The sequence below is a fragment of the Paenibacillus hunanensis genome (assembly GCF_014645615.1).
GTDB classification, from domain to species: domain Bacteria; phylum Bacillota; class Bacilli; order Paenibacillales; family Paenibacillaceae; genus Saccharibacillus; species Saccharibacillus hunanensis.
This window is the reverse complement of record NZ_BMMB01000018.1, coordinates 12,754-36,652: the sequence shown is the minus strand read 5'-3', so window position 1 is coordinate 36,652 and position 23,899 is coordinate 12,754. Positions and strand designations below refer to the sequence as shown.

Genomic DNA, 23,899 nt, shown 5'->3' with positions numbered 1-23,899 from the left:
GCCTTCCGTTCGTCGGAAGGCTTTTCGCTTTGGAAAAGAGAACGTCCAGTGGAGCAATCTCATTTTCACTATGCAGTTTCGGTTATACGTGTGCGATGCATTAAAAACGATACTGTTCGTTTTCTAAATCTCATCAAAGTGCGAATTTTCCCATAACTGCAACGATTCTGTATACATTAAGCCTTATTCACAACTGCCATTTCTTCCGTCTCATACGACTCGGACAGTTCCTTGCGAAACACCGACCGGCAGACATAGCCTACAATAACAGCAACTGTTGTTAACAGCCCTGCCAGCAAATACATATCCCGCATACCAAAGCGATCCGCGAACCAGCTCAGGAACAGCATCGCCAGTGCAAAGGTCAGATTACTCAGTGCGCTCAGTGCGGACATGACACTTGGCGCTTCCGCAGGCGTAAGATTTTGCTGAATCAAGGTCGAACGAATAACACCTGCTACCTGTACAGGCAGACCGGTAAGCATTAGTAAAATAAGGGCTGGAACCGGATATACATTGAGCGCAAATGCAACAGCAATCGCCACATAGATCATCAGACTTACCAGCATGTATAGGTAAGCGTTCGTCCAGATTCGTTTACCAATCGCTACGACCAGCAGACCACCGACAATCGAGCCGATAAAAAAGCCTGCATTCATAAAGCCGAGCCAGCTTACATCCTGATGTAGCACCTGAATAACAAATGCGAGTACAAACGCACCAATCCAAGCCGCTCCCCCTAATGTATCGATATTATCGATAATCGCAATCAGACGCACACGGCGATTAGCCAGCAATGCTTTCCAGCCACTGGATAGCTGATCACCATAGGAGGGCTTGCTGACTGTATTGTCCGCGTCTCCATCTACAGCTTCCGGTGCAGCTGTTAGTCCAGCACGCGCATACGGATCACGGATAAACGCAGTGAAGAACATCGCCAGAAAATAACTAACCGAGGCAATCCACATCGTCGGTAACGCGCCGATCACAGCGACGATAATACCGCCGAGTGCCCAGCCGGAGCAACGTACAATCTGATCGCTCACCGACATCAGACCATTTGCCTTGATCAGCCCTTCACCTTCTGCCAGCCTAGGAATTAATGCGTTACGCGCTGGATCTGTCCAGCCATCCAGAAAGGACATACCGATGACCGTCAAAAATACCAGTGGAAAATAAGGTGTTGGTGCTAGCCATAAATAGCTGATCAAGCCCGTAAACACGACAAATTGTCCTAGCTGTGAGCCTAATAAAATCGATGTGAGCGGATAGCGCGCCATTACGATAGGTGCGACCAGCCCACTCACCATTTTGGACAATAAGCGAAGGAGCGGAATAAAGATCGTCGTCACCAGCGAGCCACTTGTTGTGAATACAAGTGTGATCAGGCTAAGCTGATAGACAATATCGGCTATATTGGACACCGTCTGTGTACCCCATAGCATATAAAACGATTTTCTTATCACTTGCTACATCCCTCTCTATATAAAGTAAAAGCTAGAGAACACAATATTGATGGTAAGAATCATGGCATAATGCGGTGTAGTATGTATGGATTAGAAATCGGGTACATCTACAATACAATCGCAGATCAATGCAGTACATGTTTATTGATTTTTTTGAAATAAAATACATGTGGCGATGAAAAATCAGGGATGTGATTTTCTTTTCTCACTTATCATTTTTAAGTATCGCACGTCAGCTTACAATTGTATAGCACTTACACACAAAAAAATTCAATAAAATGGAATTTATTTTTATCATTTTATACGCATATACGATATTTATCTATATAAAAATAGCGCAATTAAGAATTATAATAATATAAAAAAATATACAGCAGCCGATGGGGACTGCTGTATAAGTGAATGATCCATAACCTCATCCTAGATAATGCGCTATCCTGAATCCGTTAATGACCTGTTATTTTGAAGCGACGCTGGCAGCTGTTCCTTCATTAATCCTTATATGGATCAAATTCATCCGCACCTGCCATGCACACACCAATCGGACGCAGCACATGCAGTACATCCAGCGTCTCGCGATGCGCATCCAGCACCGTTTGCAGCTTACGGTACACAAATGGACTCTCATCGGTATCCGCACCGCGTAGCTCGACACCATAATCCGTGATCGCCTGACGCATTTGTTCCCGTGTAATGGCTCCACCAGAACGAGTCCGTGTTTTCCAATTCATTTTGCCCGCCGCCTGTGTACGGCTCATCACCCGTCCAGCTCCATGCACAGTGCTGTAGAATGATTCTACATTTTCGACGCTATCTTTGCCACGGACAATGACCGAGATATCACCCATACTGCCGCCAATAAAGCCCAGCTGTCCCGGTGCAGAAGGGGTTGCCCCTTTACGTACAACGATCGTATCCTGTCCAGCATGCTTCTCTTTCCAGGCAAAATTATGATGATTGTGCACGGCAAAATCAGCTTCTGCTCCAATCAATCGTAGCACCTCATCAATCACTACATCTCGTCCTGCGTACGCATAGCGTCCAGCCAGCTTCATCGCACGGTAGTACAGCTCGCCCACCTCATCATCCAGATTCAGTAGCACCGGCGGCTGATCCATATGCTCTCCTGGTGCCTTGGCAAAAAATTCCCGACCTGCCGCCAGATTCAAAAATCCACTCGCCGTCTTATGCCCAAAGCCTCGGCTTCCAAAATGGTTCCCGATCCACAGCCGATCTGTCGCAGGCTCAACGAACAGATCGACATAGTGATTGCCACTGCCTACGGTTCCTAATTGCTGACGAGCCAGCTGCTTCAGATCATTATGCCCTTTTTGCCCGGCAACCTGCATGTATACATTCCAATCTGGATCATCAAACAATTCATGATCGACCATATACCGATTGCCCCGTCCTACGCCAAAGGCGATCGTGCTGGCGATTCGATCCATGATACTGCCGATATGCGGCATCACATCAGATGCCAGCAGATTCGTACGCACTGCCTTATTCCCACAACCGATATCGTATCCTACCCCCGACGGTGAAATTTGACCGCTGTACGCCACCACACCGCCAATCGGCTGACTGTAGCCCTTATGATGATCCGCCATCAACAGTGTTTGCACGACATTGCCATGCTGCGAACAGGTAATCGCCTGACTCACCGCCCCTGCATCAGGATCACCCCATATTCGTACGCCTTCAATCATTTGAAAAGCCATTGTTTTTCCTCCTTTATCGTAAGCTGCCTAGCGTTATGATGAGACAGCTGAGTTCGTATGCTACTTTTAATGTGATACTAAATGCTGCGGCTGCGCTATGGGCATCGTTCTTTTGCTGCTTTACTGCATTGATTATGTTCGATAGACAGATAATTTTTTGATCTTGATGTATTCTGTTTTGCTGAGTTGGTTTTTAGATGCTTTTTATTGTGACTTTGTGTATGACTTCATTGAATTATGAATGGGTATGCATCTGTTTGGATGGGAAGCTTACATCACTTACGGTAAGGAATAAGGGAACGGACTCAGGTGGAGCCCAGGAATCTTTTGAAGTAGTAGAAAATGAAGATTCCTGGGCTCCAAAGTCGTCCTTTTCCCTTATTTCCTTCCCTCCGTTCCGTAGTACTCGCATCAACTTCAGCGTACTTTTGATATCCTATTTACTTTCTAACTTTAAAGCTACAAACAAGTAATTAATATTTATATAGAAAGAACTTTTTAGATGAAGCTATAGATCAAGCTACTTTTTAAAACTCAGAAAATTAAATGCATCATAATATCCAGTTAAGATATTTTTATCTTCTATATAAATCAACTAGCGTGATGAATCTATTATTTAAATGACTACATTATACCTATCTGAATGCTTCAATCACTACCTCAGCACAAGCATCACTGACTCTATATACAGCATGAACTATAAAACAATTGTAGTAGACCTTTAACCGCACATATACAGTCATACCATCGCACCACTATAAAATCTTCAAACGTCCTGCGCACATAGCTTATTACAAAATCCTACAACTGCCAGAGTAGCACAACACACTCGGAACGAAGGCAGCTAGTGATAACCAACCTTTCATCCAATCACAGAACGGAAGGCAGAGAACGATGCCAAAAGACCGACCTTTAAGCCGGGATACGTCCGCTTTTCCCCATTCCAAGTATCCCGGCTTAACCGGAGGTCGTTGGCATGTTCTCTGCCTGGAGTGGTGGCTGCGACAGATCCATCCTTGCTCTCCCCGTCCAGAGTGGCTGGTGCCACAAGTATGCCAGTATGTTCAACGTCCCAGAGCGGTTGATGCAACAAACACACCGATACGCTCACCATCCAGAGCGGCTAATGCAACAAACACATCGGTACGCTCACCATCCAGAGTGGCTCATACAACAGGCACAACAAGCTTGCTCACCATGCAAAGTAGCGATTGCCAAAAGTACATCTCCACGTCATTTGCATTGTCATCTACAGCCGCGGATCAACCGCATCTGCCTCCAGTGCAAGTGCAGCCAGTACACACTCGTGCATACGCTCCAATGGCTCCTTGCGAACGAAGCGTTCGATCGATTCTATGCCCAGTGCAAATTCCATCAGTGCATGGCGTTCTTTTTTGCGAGTTTTGCGCTGCTTGAGACGCTTGAGGTTGTCGGGGTGCAAATAATCCATACCATAAATGATGTGCAAATATTTGCGTCCGCGTACTTTGATCGCTGGCTGGACTAATCTGCCGCTAGCGTGCATAGTCATATATTCCGGCTTGATGACCAGCCCCTCGTGTCCTTCCTCGGTAATGCTTGTCCACCAATCGATCAGCCGCTGCTCATCCTCACTATCCTCATCCAGCTCGACTACCTTATATTCGGTCTCCATCAGCAGATCAGAGCAAGCGGCAAGCTCCTTCGCATGCTCCATATGCCATACATGCTCATGCTCAGTGAAGGCATGATTTTGATGAGCCAAAATGTGGAATGGTGCGATGCGAATGCCTTCCATGCCATCGGTATCCCAGCAATACGCCTGGAACGCTTCGGCAAAGACATTTGCATGTTGCAGCAGCTCTGTCCATTCGCCAACCCATTCCTGTACCGGACGACCGTTCGCTTCGGCAGTCTGCAATGTATTCAGAATCGTCTGCCGATCATGCAGGGCAGCTTCAGCTACATGGGCATACTGGGATGCGATCAGCTCGCGTGCCTTCAGGTTCCACGGTACAATCTCGGCATCAAGCAGTACCATATCGGTCTGATAGCGATCAAAATAGCCTGCCTGCTCCAGATCACTACGTAGCCGCTCCAATATCTCGCGCTCTAGCTGTGGCTGGAAAAAGGCGCGTCCGGTACGTGTATAGATACTGCCCTGTAATGGACGTCCGATATATGGAAGTGCAGCCTGTTCATTGCGGAATAGCAGTACAATCGCACGACTTCCCATATGCTTTTTCTCAGCCACCAGTCGCTTCACATTACGCGAACGATAATATGCTACAGCCTCAGCCGGATGCTCCAGATAATCTGGCAGTGCCGACACATGAGGTGGTGCCATCGTTGGTGGAATATAGACCAGCTCCTCCAGCGGCACCGTGTAATGAGATGTCGTATCAATCGCGGCTTTAACAAACTCGGCACGCACGCCAATCTCTCCATAGCTATCTGTCAGCACGCTATAGCCCTGAATAAACTGTCCCAGATCCGGTGCAGCAAAGCGGCGCTTGCGCAGGCGAATGAGTGGGCTATCTGGATCAGCGGCATAATCCTGCTTCGCTTCCACCGAGACGAAACTTTGCTCTGGATAACGATAGGCTGTCAATTGTCCGCCAAATACAGCGCCCTGATCGATGTTGATCGTGCGATTCGCAATCGTCGGTTGCAGACGTGGATCATGCCCCCAGACGATTAGCTCACCCGATTGATGCTCGTTAAACCAATCCGTACGTATCGGCTTATCTGAATGCTGACCTGCCACGGTTTCACCATAACGACAATAATCGGAAATGCGGTTCGACTGCTTCCCGATATGATGATCGCGAATACCCGCATGCGTTACGACCACACAACGCACACCATTTTTCGTGAAAATGAGATGGGATGGTGCAGCAAGCAGCATATTGCGGAACTCACCCTTCAGCTGCTCCACTGCTTCTTTTCCATGCTCCTGCTCGTATTGCTGCAATTCAGCAACGAACAGCTCATCACCGTGCGTCATATTCACTTGACGACCTTGCAGATAGCGCGCGACCTTCCAGCCGTGGTTGCTATCCACCATCAGCCCCTGCCCTGCGGCAAGCTGTCGTTGCCAGAAACGCATCGTATCGATTGAGCGCGGCCCCCGGCTCATCACATCGCCAGCCGAGACGAGCATACGACCGTCAGCATGATGGTAAATTCCAGCTTCATCCGGTACATACCCAAGCTGCCCGAGCAGCACCAGCATCTCCTCATAACAGCCATGAATATCGCCGATCACATCAATGCCTGCGCCAACCTCATGCAGTAATGGATGTGGTAAACGTACCATTTGCAGTGTCGCTAGCTGATGCGGACGAAGAATATGCACCTGCTGGAAGCCCTCTTTTTTCAGTCGATGGATCTCACTACGGAAATTCCGATAATGCTGCTTGATTCGGTCACGTCCGCGCGGGTGCTTCCGGTCACGATCGCGCTCCAGCAATATTTTTTCCGGTACATCGAGCGCAATGATCAGCACAGGTACATGTAAACGACGCCCCATCTCTACATACTTGGTTCGATCGGCCTCATGAATATGGGTCGCATCGATCCATGTCATCTGATTCAGGCGGCAACGTGCCTGCACGACCTCATCCATAATGTGGAATGCCCGATCGGAGATCAGATGGTATTGCTGATATAACACCTCACTCTCATCGCGTGACGGGCGGCGCCAGTCCAGATGCTCCAGTCCACTCACCATCTCACGAAAACGGTCAGAGGATACAACTTCATCCGGCTGTAAAATACCCTGCTCGATCTGCTGCTGTAGCCATGTCGTTTTACCACTGTTGGAAGCGCCCATCAGCAGTACGATCGCTCCTACAGGTAGCTCCAGTACAGGTGCTTCATCCGAAGTGACTGCACGAGACTGATTTTGCGGCTCATTAGCTGTATACGTATCGCGACCGTCACCTGAGCGCTTGGCATGCCCATCATCCAGCTTTGCTTGCTGGTTTTTAGCATCAGCGCTCATATCGTTTTGCGATGACATCTCATGTTCTCTCTTTTGCTGGTCACTCATCCTCTATCCCCTCCTATTCGTTGGAAAATGGCCATTTGCGTAGGCTGTCCATATTCATCTGAACGCTCGCCGATTCCTTCAAATGTCACCTGGTATCCACCGTATTCACTCCACTGCTGGCAAAATGTCTGGAATTCCGCACGTGTCCATTCAAAACGGTGATCCGCATGCCGCATCCGCTGTTCGTCCAGCTCATAGATAGCGTTATATTCACGGTTTGGTGTAGTCATAATAAGCGTTTGTGGCTGGTAATCATTGAATAGTGTGCGCATCACCATCGGCAATCTCGCTTCATTAATATGCTCGATTACCTCGCATAGAATCATCACATCATGGCGACTCCAGCGCTCATCCCTGTAAAAGAGTGAGCCCGTCGCCAGCTGGGGCACGACATTCGCGCCCTTTTCCTCCATTGCCGCAAAACGATCCAGCGCCCGCACGCCTGCATAAGCAGACGGCTCGACCGCCCATACCTGCTCCACGCCTGCAATCGAAGCCAATCGCTCAGACAGCTTGCCTTCTCCTGCACCAAAATCGACTACGCGGCGGTGGGATTCAAGCTCGCCCACACAAGCGACAATCGCTTCATACCGCAGCTCATTCAGCCGCGGTGCTTTAGCTGTTTTCTGGGCTGGCTCGGAAGCTGCTTCCGCTACTTCTTCTGATTCCACTGTATTTTCTGATTTTGCAATTTCATTGATCGAGCCATCGAGCAGATTCGAAGGTGAGGCTTCCGTTTCATTCATCGCTTGCTCTGCTATCCCATTATCCAGCTGCGAATCGGCATCCTCATCCGTTGCACGCACAAAGCGACCACGCGTATCAAAATCCTGTGCTACCTCTTCCGGTAACCCCTGACGGTACAGGCGCAAAAGCGGAGCGAATCGCAGTGAGCGGCGAGCGATGAACGCATGCTGTGGATGCTCCAGTAGCCAGCCTTCACCGTAGCGATGCAGCTTTTCAACCTCTTCCTCGCCAATGTAATAATGCTTGTAATCATCCAGCACGGGCATCAGCACGAATAGCTGACGTAGCAGCTGCTGTAATGTCGTCCTACCTGTTAAATGAACTGCGCGAATCGTGCTGCGCTCCTTTAGCTTAAAGGAATACGATGTCTCTGGACGCTCCAAGCGCACGTCATACCCAAGCGATGTGAACAACAACGTCATAACATCATCCGGCAAATTGGAAGCGACCGGGCCAAAGCTGACCTCCATCGGAAAAGGGTGCTGCACCCATTCGGCATAGTCTGCCTTGGGCTTGCCATTGAGCGCAGTTCCAAGTGCAGACCGCAGGTACGAGCAAAACAGACTGCTCACTGCAAATTCGCGGTCATTAATATACTGTGTAATGTCATAGCTATCTGGCGTTCCTTTCACCAGCTCGACAGGATCAGGTGTTACGAACAGCAGCACCTCCAGCTCCTGCTCTGCGAATACGGGATATACGATACGCACACGCGCGCCTTTTTCATCGCGGTCATACAGGTTATGCGGATTTTTCGCAAGTAAATGCGAGATCATGCCGGCATCCTGTCCGACTGATCGAATTTTTAAGTACATGATTACTGCCTCCTTTGATAGGGTGTGGCTATAGGTTTGGACTTGCTCCGCTGGAGCTTTGTTTGGATCTTATGTGCGAGTAGTTGCTTATGATATTGCTGTGTAGTCAATAGACATTTGATTAAGTTAGTGCTTTTAGTGCTTTTAGTGCTTTTAGTGCTTTTAGTGCTTTTAGTGCTTTTAGTGCTTTTAGTGCTTTTAGTGCTTTTAGTGCTTTTAGTGCTTTTAGTGCTTTTAACATGTTCTATGCTTCAATCTGCTTCGACTTGCTTCGTACTTCTTCCTTCTACACTACTACTTCCCTTGGACGATGGCGAATATCGTTGCGACACAACCCATTTTATATACAAAAAAGGCCGCAGACTTTTCAGTCCACAGCCGGTTTGCCTTGCAATCTTCCTGCTCATACTGTCCGTTCACTTCCTTGCGAGCATGTCGCCTGAAAGTGTACACAGTAAGCTAAGATAAATTGTTCGGTTGTATGTATCTTCGATATGCAGAGTTTACAGCTTATCTAGCGTCTGTATCAGGCTACGCACAGGAAGGCGTGCAAGCTCCGAACAGGCGAGAAAGCAAGGTTGTATGCCACTGCGAAGATCCGGGTGGAGTGATCAGTCAGTTCAATCTGTATCGTATTGCTATTATGCTGGAATTGTTTGGATTCCTCGGGACGAGGATTATACTCGTTACGACTCAACTCGCTTAGCAATGTGAATGCCTGCAAATACAGATTGGTGTTCATCATCTCTTCCGGACCTCCTTTTCTCTCGAAGTGTAATGTATACGTAGCGGTCAGCGTCTGCTGCCCTCGAATAGTCAACATCATAAACTGCATTTCCGTTTTCTGTCAACCGCGAATTTGCATGAGTACATGCTTCGCTGTGCCCTTTAAATTAGCACAACAGATGGCTTCTGCTTCTGCTTCTGCTTCTGCTTCTGCTTCTGCTTCTGCTTCTGCTTCTGCTTCTGCTTCTGCTTCTGCTTCTGCTTCTGCTTCTGCTTCTGCTTCTGCTTCTGCTTCTATCGCAAATTATACACCAGCAATGCCAGTGCAAACATCACAAGCGATAGCACCAGACACCACATCGCCCAGCGCATGCGCTGTTTTTTGCGAATACGCCGTTCCTGTGCGGCTGTCTCATCCACATCGCTAACATAGCCGCCGCCCATCCACGAGCTACTCAAAAACACCGCTCCTGCCATCGCGATCAATCCCGCCCACACCAAACCATTTACCATATCGCTCTATTCCCCTTTTACCATTCCAAATGTAGTGACCTATCCATTTCACCAGCTATACAGAGCATAATTATACAAATACACCATATTCACTCTATAGCGCTCAGTATTAACTCCTCACATGCGCCCTGCTCTTGCATCAGATGGAGCCCTATCCCGATACTTCTTAAACGTACGGCTAAAATAAGAAATATCGTTATATCCCGCTGCCATCGCGACTTCTGATACTGTCATCCCTGTATTGAGCAGCAAATATTCCGCCCGATTAATCCGAACCTGATTCACATATTCGGTTACCGTGCGCCCGGTTAATTCGCGGAATACACGGCTAAAATGAAATCGACTCAAGCCTGCCAGCTCTGCCAGCTGCTCAATCGTCATTTCCTCCGCATAATGCTGCTCAATATGCTGTAGAATCGGTGTAAAGCGCTCCACATTGCGCATCCGATTTTCCGTATGTCGCCAATCGGACAGATCATCGACATAGCCTCGTACGAGTAAAGCAAGCAGTCGATACATGAGCGATTTCACCGCTAATTCATGACCGATTCGGCGATCGCGAAATTCATCGATAATGTCCTCCATACAGCGCTGTAGCCCGGTATCCCCACGAATATAGCTATGGAAAATCAGTCGATTTTGCGTCATCGGAGTGATAAAGCGTGTCTCTACCGCATCCTGCGAAGGACTTTGCAGCGACTGCAAATCCGCGATCAGCGCATAATACACCAGCTCACTCGACAGGCTGATGCCCTGATGCAGATCATGACTATTCAGCACGATCAGATCGCCTGCCTGTACATGAATCGGCTTCGCATTACACTCGATCATCGCCTCTCCACTCTCCACATATAGAAACTCCATATGCCGATGCCAATGATGCGGAAATAACACCTGTCCATACTCACGTGATCCACAAAAGTTCACCTTGATCGGAAATGAAGGATCAGGCATACTCATCGGCTCTTGCAGATTAACAGGCCAATTCATGGCTGAAACCTCCTTCGCACAGAAATCTCCTTCCCTCACTATACCCCATTCTCACTTCGTATACAGCCGTCCAGACGAAAAACGCTCTCAAAATAGCACAATTGTACAAATAAACCGCACGTCCATTCATGCTCCAGCAAGGCAAACGATTATATAATCCGGATAATTACACAGCTACATATTCAGCCATTATGAATAGGAGAGTCGATCATGACAAAGACGATTGGAATTGGTGTGATTGGGACTGGCAGTATTTCGGAGTTTCATCTAGGCCCCTATGCAAGACATGAGGGTGTAACGATTCGTGGCGTATGCGATCAGAATCTGGAGCGTGCGCAGACCGTTGCGGCAAGCTATGAACGGGCACAGGCTTACAGTGATTATCGTGAGCTGCTCGCCGATCCAGAGATCGATGCGGTCAGTATATGTACCTGGAATAATACGCATGCAGAGATTAGTATCGCTGCACTGCGAGCAGGCAAGCATGTACTCGTTGAAAAGCCGCTATGTCGCACGATGGAGGAAGCAGAACAAATTGCTGCCGCTGTAAAAGAGACGGGCAAGCTGCTAATGGTCGGCTTTGTACGTCGATACGATAACAATGCGCAGCTACTCAAGCATTTTAGTGATCAGGGCGATTTTGGAGATATTTATTATGCAAAAGCTTCCTATATTCGGCGCTTCGGTAATCCGGGCGGCTGGTTTAGCGATATTGAACGTTCAGGCGGCGGCCCGCTGATCGATATCGGTGTGCATGTTATTGATCTGTGCTGGTACCTGATGGGCAGACCGGAGCCATTATCCGTGAGCGGCAATACGTATTATGAGCTGGGCAATCGCGCACATATCCAGCATCTGTCTCACTACAAAGCAGCCGACTACGACGCCACCAAGAACGATGTCGAAGATATGGCAAATGTGATGATCCGCTTTAAAAATGGCGCCTCCCTGCTCGTCGATGTAAGCTTTAGTCTGCACGCGCGTGAAAATGAGGGCATGATCAAGCTATATGGCAGTAAGGGCGGCTTTGAGGTCGATCCAGCGCTATCGATTACAACGGAAAAATACAATACCGTACTCAATGTGCAGCCGCAGGTCGATCATCCTAGCTTTCAGTTTGCGACAGCATTTGATAATGAGATTCGTCATTTTATCGAATGTGTGCGTACAGGCAGTCAGCCGATCAGCCCCGTGGAGGATGGTGTACAGATGATGCGGATGCTGACAGGCATCTATGAATCGGCGCGACTGCGTCGGGAGGTGATTCTATGAAGCTTGGACTGAGTACGTATAGTCTGCATGGCAAGCTTGCGTCTGGTGAGATGACTGTTCCTGATGTGATCGACTATGCCGCAGAGCATGGTGCGGAGCATGTGGAAATTGTACCGCTTAGCTACAACTTGACCGAGCAGCCTGAGCTACTGGAGCAGATTGTCGAACGTGCCCATACACGCGGGATCGAGCTATCCAATTATGCGATTGGTGCTAATTTTCTGAGTGAGGATGAACAGCAGGTGGAGCAGGAGATTCAGCGTGTGCTGAGTGAAGTCGAGATTGCAGCTAAGCTTGGGGTGAAGCTGATGCGCCATGATGTAGCCTCCTCACCGGATGTATCGATCGCTAACTTCAATCGACATCTGGAATCACTTGCTTCAGCCTGTCGACGTATTGCCGATCATGCGGCAGGCTTTGGCATTACCACCAGTGTGGAAAATCACGGCTATCTTATTCAGCATGCTGATCGTGTGCAGGCGCTCATTCAGGCAGTGGATCGCCCTAATTATAAAACTACGCTTGATGTGGGAAACTTCGTCTGTGCAGATGAGAACCCACTAGCTGCGGTGCAGAAAAATCTACCTTATGCTTCTATGGTGCATATTAAGGACTTCTATATTCGTCCTGCACATCGCAATCCGGGTGCAGGCTGGTTTACAAGCACGAGCGGCATGTATTTGCGCGGTGCAATTATCGGTCATGGCGATCTGGACATGTGGGAAATTCTGCGCCTGATCAAGTCGTCTGGCTATGATGGGTATCTGTCCGTTGAATTTGAAGGGATGGAGGATGGTGTGAGCGGAGCCGCAATCGGGCTGGACAATGTACGTCGAATCTGGGATGCCGTGTGACGAATGTCTTTCGACCAAATGAATGTTTACCGAATGGATATTTAATGAAGATACGATCATTTATGTATACACCAAGCCTTATTTTTATATAGCAGATCATTCATTAGACTAGCTTCATCATTTCATTCTGGAGACGAATATAAGATGACGTAATAAGGTCAAACCAACTATTTCTGCAATCGATAAAATCTTATTTAGAGAACATCTACTATTATATATCAAAATATATATCGAAAGGATGTGGCTTTATGGCAGCACTGGGCAAAATCGGCGTTATTGCTGATGCGTTCAAGCTGAATTTGCGCGATAATCTCAGAAAAGCACAGGAGGTTGGCGCAGACGGCGTACAAATCTGGGCAACCGAGGGTGCAATGGACCCGGACAATCTGAATAGCGAGCAACGGCACGAGCTAAAGTCATTTATTCAGGAGCTTGGTCTTGAAGTATCCGCATTGTGCGCAGATTATGGTGGTCATGGCTTTCGGAAGGAAGCGGACAATCTCTGGAAGATCGAAAAATCCAAAAAAGTAATGACCCTTGCGCTGGAGCTAGGTAGCCCGATCGTCACCACACATATCGGTGTAATTCCTGAGCAGACGAGTGATCCAGAATATGCGATTATGCAAAGAGCGTGCAATGAGCTCGCTTCCTTCGCTTCAGATATGGGCGGTTATTTTGCTATCGAGACAGGGCCAGAGCCAGCAGAACGCTTGAAAATATTCCTCGATTCGCTCGATAACAAGGGGGTCGCTGTCAATTTTGATCCGGCTAATATGGTGATGGTCACCGGCGATGATCCTGTACAGGGCGTTCATACACTCCGTGATTATATCGTGCATACACATGTGAAGGACGGGATTCGGACGGCTGAAGTCAATCCATATGATGTATATGGCGATCTGAGCCATGAGCAGATTGCTGCGTTCGAGGATGGCAGTATCGGCTTCCGTGAGGTGGCATTAGGAGAAGGTCAGGTCGATTTCGCTTCTTATTTTGAAGCATTGCAGGCGATTGGCTACACAGGCTATTTAACGATTGAGCGTGAGGTAGGTAATCAGCCAGAGCAGGATATTCGCCAGGCTGTGGAGTTTATTCGTCGATTTAAGGCGAAATAAAGCTACAGGGCTTCATCGCAAATTCAATATTTCAGTATTTAATAGAAGCTCTATTCGTATTTTATCATTATATAAACTCTATGCGATGAGAGTGCTACCAGAAAATAAATGCAAGTACTACCGCACTGTTCGATGGATTCAAGATAGCTAATTTAAAAGAAGCAAGCTTACGTATAAAGCTAGCATATCGTATGAAAGCAACGGAACTAGACGATCAAGAGCCAGAACGCACATAGGTGCATACTGGCTCTTTTTTATGATCCATCAGAAACCGATAACAGCTCGCAGCTCCCCATACAATCCAACACCTATGTACAGCGCAATTCCCCAGATCAATACCGCAGAGCTACGATTCAGCCAGCGGAACCATTGCCCGCTCTGATCCAATCGCCCAATCGTCATGCCAGCTACCGCTAATATGACAAACCACAGCCATGATACGATAATACAGGTCAACGTAAAGGCCCACCGCTCCCCATCTTCATAGCGTAGCGAGTTCGTACCAATCACGCCGATCGTGTCGAGCAGTGCATGTGGATTAAGCAGCGATACAGACAAAGCAAAACCGATTTGCCGTCTGGCACTCATAGGAACTATTATCATCGCATCAGTGCCTTCCTTCTCCTCTATCTGTTTATTTGGCTCTACTGTGGACGTATGGGACGAGGATGCAGAGGCACTTTTCCATGTCACCCAGCCCATATAGATTAGAAATAGCACACCTGCCCCCATCAGCACCAGCTTCACACCCGGTAAGCCAAGGACAATAACCGAGACGCCTCCAACAGCCACACTAATTAATAGCGTATCGCATAATCCAGCGGTAATCACAACAGGAAGCACAGCACGCCAGCGACGCTGCACAATCCCCTGCTGAAAAATAAATACATTCTGCACGCCAAGCGGCAGGATCAAGCCCAATGCCAGTATAAAAGCATGTATAACTACACCAGCCATATCTGTCTCCCCCTTTTACATAAAGCCCATTGTATCAATGCCTGTACCCTCATCCAACAGCCAAATAAAATGTCTGTATCCCAGCCAAATGTTCTTTTCTTATAGGAAAATCGAATTATTCCTTTCATCATGATCTATATACAGCCGCTTAATGAGCTAGCTATTGCTCCTGCTCCTGCTCCTGCTCCTGCTCTTGCTCCTGCTCTTGCTCTTGCTCTTGCTCTTGCTCTCCAAGTATGAGTACTCTCTCTTTCCATTATCTACATTTAAATCTCTATAGCTGCTCTTCTATATGCAGGCATAGCATCTGGTCATCTTCACTTAAAGTAAGCTTCCTTCAAACCATACTGCGATGCACATAGTTCTAAATGCTTCGCCTGCACATTAGGATTCACACGGTACTCCCTGCACTTACATCTCACTGTCTTCCACATACACCTGTTATACTGAAATGTATCATGCAGGGCATCGTTTATCGTGAGGAGGAAGCTATCATGAACAGGTCTAATCGCTCCTGGCTGTTAGAGCGCGATGGAACGATCCCACTTTATCGCCAGATTGAGCAGCAGCTACGGCAACGTATTAGTAACGGCGAATGGCCTGTAGGTACACGCCTGCCTTCACAGCGCAAGCTAGCAGAACAGCTCGGTGTGAATCGCAGCACGATCACTCAGGCGCTGGATGAACTTGCTTCGTGGGGAATGGTCGAGGGCAATAAGGGCGGCGGGACACGAGTGGTCAATAATACATGGAATCGTCTGGCAGCAGCTACGATCGATTGGGACAGCTATGTGGAGTCTGGAGCACATCAGCCGAATTTACCAGCGATTCGCCAAATCAATGAGGCGGAATATGATTCAAGTATCATCCGTACCGGGACGGGAGAGCCGGGGCCTGACCTGCTGCCAACGGAACATGTACGCCGCATTCTAGCCGATACAAGTGATGAGCCTTTTCTTGGCTATGAGGAGCCGAAGGGCAGCCTTCGCTTACGAGAGCAAATCGTTCAGTATGCCGCACGGCAAGGCATTTCATGCAGCCCTGAATCGATTTTGATCGTTTCTGGTGCGCTTCAGGCGTTACAGCTGATTGCGGTTGGGCTGCTCCAGCGACCATCGTGTATTGTAGCGGAGAAGCCTTCATATATTCAGTCTGTACGCGTATTCCAGTCTGCTGGTATTGGTGTACATGCTGTGCAGATGGATGAGCACGGCATACAGATCAACCATCTACAACAGCAGATTACCGAGCACCAGCCCGGTCTGCTGTATACGATTCCGACGTTTCATAATCCGACTGGAACGATCCTGTCCAGCGAGCGCCGAGCAGAATTGCTGGAGCTCTCCAGCAGCCTGTCTCTACCTTTAATTGAGGATGATGTGTATCGAGAGCTATGGCTCGATGAAGAGCCGCCTCCACCGCTCAAGTCACAGGATCGACAGGGCAATATTTTGTATGTGGGCAGTTTATCAAAAATGATGTCGCCGGGGATTCGTGTCGGCTGGATCATTGCACCAGTTCCAGTGATCGACCGACTCGCCGATATTAAAATGCAAACCGATTACGGCTCCAGCGGCCTATCGCAGTATGTCGCTGCACGCTGGCTGGCAGATGGTCATCAAGAGCAGCACCAGACATGGGTACGTCAGCAGCTTCGCACAAGACGAGCCCGCTTACTGGCTGCATTGGAGCAGTATTTTGGCGATATCGCGCAGTGGAATGCGCCAGCAGGCGGCTTTTATATCTGGCTCAGCCTACCGACGAACGTGAATGTCCATCGCCTGTTTACGCTGGCGTTACGTGAGCAGATTTTGATTCATCCGGGTTATATGTATGATTGGCAGGCATCTCACCACATCCGTTTGTCGTATTCCTATGCAGACATGAAGCAGCTGGAGCAGAGCATTTATCGATTGCGTCAGCTCGTTAAGCAATGTATGAATACGTAACCGCTTGTTATCGTTGAGCCGATTCGATGCCGCCAAGCCTATAGGCGTGCATGATGCATCTTACAGCCAGTCACTTGAGCATTGGATCGATGAGCGATTGTATTGTGTCTGGTGACTATATTTACTATAAATACAGCATGTACGCCTATTCTTATTCGATAAGCGTACACCTATTTATTTGCTGTAATATCGTTTGAATCATTAGGCAAAAAGAGCTTTAATAGTATATAAGGAGCTTAGTATTTGCGAAGTGATAAAGTTATATTATATTGCAGATCATGCTTCAGGATTCAATGAAAAGGGGGCGAAATCGCCTGTGAAAAAATGGTCGTATCTGCTCATTCTACTGGGCATTGCTGTTTTGCTCTATCCCAAGGCATCTGAATGGTATGCTGACTGGCAGCAGGAGCGTTTGCTAGCACAGGCAGAGCAAAGTGAAGTCGCTGGCTCAAGCGCTCAAAATAATAATTTAAAAAATGAATATTCTCGCGTAAATGCTCTACTAAATGAGGGGGCTGCTGCCGATAATAATAATAGTGCTGATTCCGCGCTGACTGCGGCAGCTCAAGGCGACATCATCGGCATCATTACGATTCCTGTGATCGATGTAAAATTGCCTATCGTGGAAGGCGCAACGCGTGATAATATGCGCAGTGCTGCCGTACACATTTCGGAGACGAATCAGCTAGGAGCTATTGGCAACTTTGCTGTTGCTGCTCACCGGGCTCACAAGTATGGACGACTGTTTAATCGTCTGAATGAGTTGAAGCTTGGCGATACGATTCAGATTGAGGCGCAGGGTCGCTCCTACACCTATACTGTCGATAAGATTCACATTGTTGAACCTACCGATGTATCGGTGTTAAACGCAAATGGCAAAGAGCAAGAATTAACGCTTGTCACCTGTGATCCACTCATTAATCCTACTCATCGACTGATCGTTCATGCTCATCGAACCGATCGTCAAAGTTAATTCATTTAACAAGGCTAACAGTGTTATTCATTTCGCGTATTTTAGCGAATAAAGATTGAGATTTCGGCAAAAAGTGCTATGATTAGATTGTGGTTACTCAGTAACTTTTTACGGGTGCCACAAGCCTTCATTTCTCTGTTACTTGATATCGTGTACCTGGTACACATTCGCATAGCTTGAACGACTAGATCAAAGCTTTTGCACGATAATGGCAAACCTGTTGAAAAGCAGGGACGCAAAGCTAAAGGGCCTTACTCATTACCGAGTTGGCAGCCAGCTACCGAATGGATAAGCTTTTTTTGTATTCTATTAATTCCAAATTTTATAAAACTTGTACGATAATGGCAAACCTGTTGAAAAACAGGGACGCAAAGCTAAAGGGCCTTACTCGCTTACCGAGTTGGCAGCCAGCTACCGAAAGGAGTTTTACTTATGAAAAAATTGGTAATTGCTTGCTCGCTTGCTACATCGTTCCTGTTCGGTGCTATCAGCCCTGCATTTGCAGCTGAAACGACAAATTCCGAATGGCTGGACGCTTCGAATATCGACAATGGCTATATCGCCGTTAACTATACTCCTGCATCGGCTGCACGCACAAAAGTGATGATCGCAAAAAGTGGTACAACGTACACTTACGATCTGAACACAGTAAGTGCAGCATCGAACTTCCCTTTACAGCTGGGTGACGGAACATATGAAGTTACACTGCTGGAAAACACATCGGGTAACAATTATCGCAAAGTAAGCTCGGATTCGCTGGATGTTACACTGAGCAACCCTAACAGCGTATACCTGGCTTCGACTCAAAACATCAACTGGAAAAACAGCCCGGCTGTTATCGCTAAAGCACGTGAGCTGACTGCTAACGCAACAACAGACACAGCTAAAGCACAAGCGATCTATGATTACATCACTTCGAAAGTAAAATACGATTATGCACTGGCAGCAGCACTGCCAGCAGTATACATCCCAAGCCCTGCTCAAACACTGACTTCGAACAAAGGCATCTGCTACGACTACGCATCGCTGAATGCAGCAATGCTGCGTAGCGTAGGAATTCCAGCGAAGCTGGACATGGGTACTTCGACTAAAGTCAAAGAATACCACGCATGGAACGAAGTATTTCTGAATGGCAAATGGGTAGTTGTAGACACAACTGTAGATGCATCGATGAAACAAGGCGGTAAAAAAACAACACTGACTACAGATGCTAGCCAGTACACAGCAGCAAAAGTATACTAATTCATTCAACTCAAGTCTTCGTATACACAGCTTCATAGCTCAAATAAACGGCGTACTGCTTAAAGCGGTACGCCGTTTGTTTGATAATTGTTTGATATATTCGGTGCATCGAGACATTACATGAATTGCACGAATAGATTGAGGTTCTGTATTTAAGTTCTATATTTAGGTTTTGTATCTATGTTCTATATTCAAGCTCATTGTATAGCTTCTTTATTCGCATTTCATTCAGATTTATTTACTATATGAATTTCGATATGTAGCTTTTTTCTCTACATTCTATACCGAGTCTTTAAGTAGGATTCAGCTTCTCTGCTGCTTTATGACTATCAGTAACTCTGACATCTTCATCTTCAACCAACCAAACAAGCGCGCTAGACTCAGGCATATACTTGAGTCCAGCGCGCTTGTAGTTTTAATATTTTTTAATTTGTCATTTTTTCCTTCTACTTATATCCTTCTGTTTATAGACTTTGACACTTCCTGATGTTACATAAGCCATTATACCTCTGGATAATCATTACTCTTTTTGCTACGTGGATCGGAATAAACATCGTCTTCCTCTGGCTTGGGCTTGTTCAGCTCGCCACCCATGGCTTTGAGAAAATGTAGTCCAAATGTCAGCGTGGTGCGTACGTCTGGATCACGCATCATTTTCAGCAATGCCAGCATTCCAGGTGGCTCTTTATCGATATGATCGCCATATTGACGATTCGTTGGATCGATCTCGCTGATTTGACCGAGACTGCTGCCCAGCGCATTGATCAGGCGATTCATTTCCAGCGGATCAATACTGCCGAACATTTCGACCATCGTGAGTACATTTTTAATAAGTGGCGGCAGATTGAGCGCATTAATCAGCTTGACGCCATGTAATCCCAGCTCGGTACGATTTTCCAGTGCGGCGCTTGTAATATCGAGTATCCCGGCATCGTTCAGCTCCTTCACAATACCGATCGTCTTAATAATCGCTTCCTTATTGCTGGCAATCGCATCGATCACCTGACTGAGCGACTCTGCCTGAATTTCCGCTGCTGTAGGCTCGTGACGTTCAATTCGGTTAATGGCTCTGGCCATGCTGGGCACGCTCCTTCCGTATGGTATCCGCAATTGGCTCGTAATCGTCGCGCTTCCACTTATCTTCTACACGTACGCTGATCTGCGGATGCCGCTGGGCAAAGCGATGATTCACCTGTGGCAATGGAGATACACCGCGATCCTCCAGCACTTCCATCCGCACATTAATCTCCTTGTAGCTTGGTGTGTGCGTGACTTTATCGGTGTGGCTGCTGGTCAGGCGATTCACGGCTTCGCTCGCGTGCTGCGTATTCATCGGCAGATATAGCTCTTTGCCACGTACACGATCCGTGACAACGACCGACAGTTTCACTGCTCCGAATGGCGATACAAGACGCACCTTCGCTCCTGTCTCGATTCCGCGTTCCGCTGCTAGCTCTGGCGATACCTCCAGCCAGGTGGATGGCACCTTATGACGAATATTTTCCGATTGATACGTCATATTGCCTTCATGGAAATGCTCCAGCAAGCGTCCATTGTTCAGATGCAGATCATACTCTGCTTCAGGCTCAAATGGCAATGTCCAATCCACTGGATACAGACGAGCCTTACCATCCGGGAAAGCAAAGCCATCGGTGTACAATAGCTCGGTGCTGCTACCATCCGGTTTCACTGGCCATACCTGACTGCTCCAGCCCTCCAGACGCTCATAGCTTACACCAGCGAACATAGGAGCAAGGCTTGCTGCTTCGTCCATAATCTCGGACGGATGACGATAATTCCAGTTTGCACCCAGCGCATTTGCCACATCCTGAATAATGCGCCAGTCGGGACGCGAATCACCCAATGGCTCCAACGCCTGATGGAAACGCTGAATACGGCGCTCAGTATTCGTAAACGTACCATCCTTCTCCAGACTTGGCGAAGCAGGCAGAACCACATCGGCAAATTGCGCAGTACGAGAGAAGAAAATATCCTGTACGACGAAGAAGTCCAGCTTGGCGAACATCTCTTCTACAAAATTAGAATTGGAATCGACAAATGCCATTTCCTCACCAAACAGATACATCCCTTTGATACGACCATCCTCAATCGCATCGACCATCTGATGATTATCCAGTCCCGGTTGATCCGGCAGCTTCACGCCCCATGCCTGCTCATAGCGAGAACGCACTGCATCATCGCTCACCTTTTCATAACCTGGGAAGAAGTTCGGCATCGTACCAAAATCACAGGCACCCTGTACGTTGTTATGACCACGCAGCGGATACGCACCTGTACCTGGACGGGCAAAATTGCCTGTTGTTAGCAGCAGATTGCAGATCGCTGTCGATGTATCTGTGCCGCCACGATGCTGTGTAACGCCCATCGCCCACAAAATACAAGTACTGCCCGATTGGTGGATCATTTCCGCGGTACGAATCAGCTCCTCACGTGACAGACCGGAATTCTCTTCCGCATATTCCAGCGTGTACGGAGCGAGGGATTCGCGGTAAGCATCAAAGCCTTCCACATGCTGATCCAGGAATTCGCGATTTTCCCAGCCCTGATCGATAATATACTTCGTTACTGCCGACAGCCATACGAGATCAGAGCTTGGCTTCGGATGCAAATGCAGATCAGCACGCTCTGCCATTTCATTTTTACGAATATCCGATACGATCAGCTTCTGACCGTGTAGCTTGTGCGCGCGTTTTACACGCGTAGCCAGTACCGGATGGGACTCCGCTGGATTCGCACCCACGATCAATACAAGCTCAGCCTGCTGAATATCCTGGATCGTACCGGTATCGCCACCCAGACCGACCGTACGCATCAGACCGGATGTAGCGGGAGACTGACAGTAACGTGAGCAGTTGTCCACATTGTTCGTTCCCATAATTGAACGAGCGAACTTTTGGAAAATATAGTTTTCCTCATTCGAGCATTTGGACGATGCGATATAAGCAAGGGCATCGGAGCCGTGCTGATCACGAATACCGCCCAGCTTTTCAGCGATAAGTGACAGGGCTTCATCCCACGAAGACTCAACGAAGCGGTCACCCTGACGAATAAGCGGCTTAGTCAGGCGCTCCTCGCTATTTACGAAGTCCCAGCCCCATTTCCCCTTAATACAGGTGGAAACGCCATTCACCGGTGCATCTACAGACGGCTCGATTTTAAGAATATCGCGCCCCTTCGTCCACACCTCAAAGCTACAGCCTACACCGCAATATGTGCAGACGGTTTTCGTTTTTTCAATGCGAGACTTGCGCATCGAGGCTTCCATCTCGGACACCTGAAAAATACTGGAGTAGCCCGGCTCCACTTCCTTGGTCAGATCGATTAGCGGCTCCATCAGTCGGCTATCGATATCGGTAATAAAGCCTGCTTCGCCAATCATCGATGTCTCCATTAATGCATTACAGGGGCAGACCGTTACACAATGCCCGCAGGAGACGCAGGAGGATTGATCGATCGGTACATCATTATCCCAGACGACACGTGGCTGCTCACGACTCCAATCGATCGATAACGTTTCATTCACTTGCAGATCCTGACACGCCTCTACGCAGCGACCGCACAAAATACACTGATCTGGATCATAGCGGTAAAACGGATTGGTATTGTCGATTTCATAGGGCTTATTGCGAAACGGATAGCTCTGGTGCTCAATACCAAGCCGCTCGGTCGTATTATGTACGACACAGTTTCCGTTGTTATTATCGCAAACCGTACAGTATAGCTCATGATTGCGCAAAATACGGGACATCGATTCCTGCTGTGCATCCTTGACCAGATTCGTCTGCGTGGATACACGCATGCCCTGCTTCACCTCGGTACTACATCCACGCACGAGCTCACCATCCACCTCGACCATACAGGTATCACAGGTGTTGATGGGGCCAAGCTGCTCGTTATAACAGATTTGCGGAATATACAACTCAGGTACTGCATTAACAGCCTGCACAATTGTCATACCGGGATGCGCTACTACAGATCGTCCCTCTACCTCAATCGTCCATGTCTCATTCGTGTCCATTTTCATTGTGCTTGGCTCACCTCTACTCTGCAAAATAAAGTTCCATCGTTCCTACTCCACTCTATCTGTCCCCATCGTGTACACCTGGTCTACTAAAGGCGCTGTTATACGATTTCACTGTCTGCATCTAAGCTGTCGTGACGTATCTAGCTCAGCAGCTATAGTTAATCCATCGCTATAAACTGTACTATTGGAGACTGTATGCGAGTGTACTGAAGGCTATAATCGTGCTGTTCATTGTGTGCGCTCGCATAAGCAAGTAGACGATTTAGCTACTAAACGGATAGCCTACAAGCTAGCGTTACGAAGACAGCGTTTTGACATCTATTACCCCGTTTGTGCAAAAGTATGCAGCAACTCGTATAAGAATGTTATTAATGTAGTTACATATGGATAGGGATAACCTGATTTATAAGCACATCGAGCCATTGCTCCTTGCAAGTAACTTTACTATTTTCAAGGCTGGCTCAATCCATAGCGATGCGTA

Annotated in this window: 16 protein-coding genes and 2 riboswitches; of the genes, 6 read left to right on the top strand and 10 right to left on the bottom strand. The window is 47.8% G+C overall.

Features of this window, described 5'->3' with window-relative positions:
- Nucleotides 1-176 precede the first annotated feature (176 nt).
- The 7 genes from IEX62_RS22420 to IEX62_RS22390 all read right to left on the bottom strand — a co-directional run bounded on the left by IEX62_RS22420 (nucleotide 177) and on the right by IEX62_RS22390 (nucleotide 11,011).
- Nucleotides 177-1,466, bottom strand: coding sequence for an MFS transporter (locus tag IEX62_RS22420; RefSeq protein WP_188778481.1), 1,290 nt, complete (start codon nucleotides 1,464-1,466; stop codon nucleotides 177-179).
- Between the two features lie 491 nt (nucleotides 1,467-1,957).
- The gene (locus tag IEX62_RS22415) at nucleotides 1,958-3,187 is read right to left on the bottom strand and encodes an RtcB family protein (RefSeq protein ID WP_188778479.1); all 1,230 of its coding nucleotides are present in this window, start codon (nucleotides 3,185-3,187) and stop codon (nucleotides 1,958-1,960) included.
- Nucleotides 3,188-4,436: 1,249 nt separating this feature from the next.
- Entirely contained in the window at nucleotides 4,437-7,220 is a 2,784-nt protein-coding gene (locus IEX62_RS22410; RefSeq protein WP_229686025.1) for a polynucleotide kinase-phosphatase, read from the bottom strand.
- Nucleotides 7,217-8,782: a methyltransferase domain-containing protein gene (locus tag IEX62_RS22405; RefSeq protein WP_188778477.1), complete on the bottom strand. Its 1,566-nt coding sequence runs from the start codon at nucleotides 8,780-8,782 to the stop codon at nucleotides 7,217-7,219. The genes IEX62_RS22410 and IEX62_RS22405 overlap by 4 nt, the downstream gene beginning before the upstream one ends.
- 526 nt (nucleotides 8,783-9,308) lie before the next feature.
- On the bottom strand, nucleotides 9,309-9,527 hold the full coding sequence (locus IEX62_RS22400) for a hypothetical protein (RefSeq protein ID WP_188778475.1): 219 nt from the start codon (nucleotides 9,525-9,527) through the stop codon (nucleotides 9,309-9,311).
- A 275-nt stretch (nucleotides 9,528-9,802) separates the two neighbouring features.
- Complete coding sequence (locus tag IEX62_RS22395) at nucleotides 9,803-10,021, bottom strand: hypothetical protein (RefSeq protein ID WP_188778473.1); 219 nt, start codon at nucleotides 10,019-10,021, stop codon at nucleotides 9,803-9,805.
- A 117-nt stretch (nucleotides 10,022-10,138) separates the two neighbouring features.
- On the bottom strand, nucleotides 10,139-11,011 hold the full coding sequence (locus IEX62_RS22390) for an AraC family transcriptional regulator (RefSeq protein ID WP_188778471.1): 873 nt from the start codon (nucleotides 11,009-11,011) through the stop codon (nucleotides 10,139-10,141).
- A 210-nt stretch (nucleotides 11,012-11,221) separates the two neighbouring features.
- On the opposite strand from IEX62_RS22390, the gene IEX62_RS22385 reads away from it, so the two are divergent.
- From IEX62_RS22385 to IEX62_RS22375, 3 genes are all read left to right on the top strand, one after another.
- Entirely contained in the window at nucleotides 11,222-12,283 is a 1,062-nt protein-coding gene (locus IEX62_RS22385; RefSeq protein WP_188778469.1) for a Gfo/Idh/MocA family protein, read from the top strand.
- Nucleotides 12,280-13,137: a sugar phosphate isomerase/epimerase family protein gene (locus IEX62_RS22380; RefSeq protein WP_188778467.1), complete on the top strand. Its 858-nt coding sequence runs from the start codon at nucleotides 12,280-12,282 to the stop codon at nucleotides 13,135-13,137. Before IEX62_RS22385 ends, IEX62_RS22380 begins: the two co-directional genes overlap by 4 nt.
- Nucleotides 13,138-13,385: 248 nt before the next feature.
- Nucleotides 13,386-14,252 (top strand): sugar phosphate isomerase/epimerase family protein, encoded by an 867-nt coding sequence (locus tag IEX62_RS22375; RefSeq protein ID WP_188778466.1) that lies wholly within the window; start codon nucleotides 13,386-13,388, stop codon nucleotides 14,250-14,252.
- 264 nt (nucleotides 14,253-14,516) lie between these two features.
- Here IEX62_RS22375 and IEX62_RS22370 read toward each other — a convergent pair whose 3' ends face one another.
- Nucleotides 14,517-15,209, bottom strand: a complete 693-nt coding sequence (locus IEX62_RS22370; RefSeq protein ID WP_188778464.1) for a LysE/ArgO family amino acid transporter — start codon at nucleotides 15,207-15,209, stop codon at nucleotides 14,517-14,519.
- Between the two features lie 494 nt (nucleotides 15,210-15,703).
- On the opposite strand from IEX62_RS22370, the gene pdxR reads away from it, so the two are divergent.
- The 3 genes from pdxR to IEX62_RS22355 all read left to right on the top strand — a co-directional run bounded on the left by pdxR (nucleotide 15,704) and on the right by IEX62_RS22355 (nucleotide 19,373).
- On the top strand, nucleotides 15,704-17,158 hold the full coding sequence (gene pdxR / locus IEX62_RS22365; protein WP_188778461.1) for a MocR-like pyridoxine biosynthesis transcription factor PdxR: 1,455 nt from the start codon (nucleotides 15,704-15,706) through the stop codon (nucleotides 17,156-17,158).
- Nucleotides 17,159-17,474: 316 nt separating this feature from the next.
- Nucleotides 17,475-18,131, top strand: coding sequence for a class D sortase (locus tag IEX62_RS22360; protein WP_188778459.1), 657 nt, complete (start codon nucleotides 17,475-17,477; stop codon nucleotides 18,129-18,131).
- A gap of 200 nt (nucleotides 18,132-18,331) precedes the next feature.
- A riboswitch (cyclic di-GMP riboswitch) is annotated at nucleotides 18,332-18,416 on the top strand.
- A 48-nt stretch (nucleotides 18,417-18,464) separates the two neighbouring features.
- A riboswitch (cyclic di-GMP riboswitch) is annotated at nucleotides 18,465-18,550 on the top strand.
- A gap of 13 nt (nucleotides 18,551-18,563) precedes the next feature.
- Nucleotides 18,564-19,373: a transglutaminase-like domain-containing protein gene (locus IEX62_RS22355; RefSeq protein WP_188778456.1), complete on the top strand. Its 810-nt coding sequence runs from the start codon at nucleotides 18,564-18,566 to the stop codon at nucleotides 19,371-19,373.
- Nucleotides 19,374-19,874: 501 nt separating this feature from the next.
- Here the strand turns inward: IEX62_RS22355 and IEX62_RS22350 are convergent.
- Together IEX62_RS22350 and fdhF are read right to left on the bottom strand one after the other, a co-directional pair.
- Nucleotides 19,875-20,450, bottom strand: coding sequence for a helical membrane plugin domain-containing protein (locus tag IEX62_RS22350; RefSeq protein ID WP_188778454.1), 576 nt, complete (start codon nucleotides 20,448-20,450; stop codon nucleotides 19,875-19,877).
- Nucleotides 20,434-23,418: a formate dehydrogenase subunit alpha gene (fdhF, locus tag IEX62_RS22345; protein ID WP_188778452.1), complete on the bottom strand. Its 2,985-nt coding sequence runs from the start codon at nucleotides 23,416-23,418 to the stop codon at nucleotides 20,434-20,436. Before fdhF ends, IEX62_RS22350 begins: the two co-directional genes overlap by 17 nt.
- Between the last annotated feature and the right edge of the window lie 481 nt (nucleotides 23,419-23,899).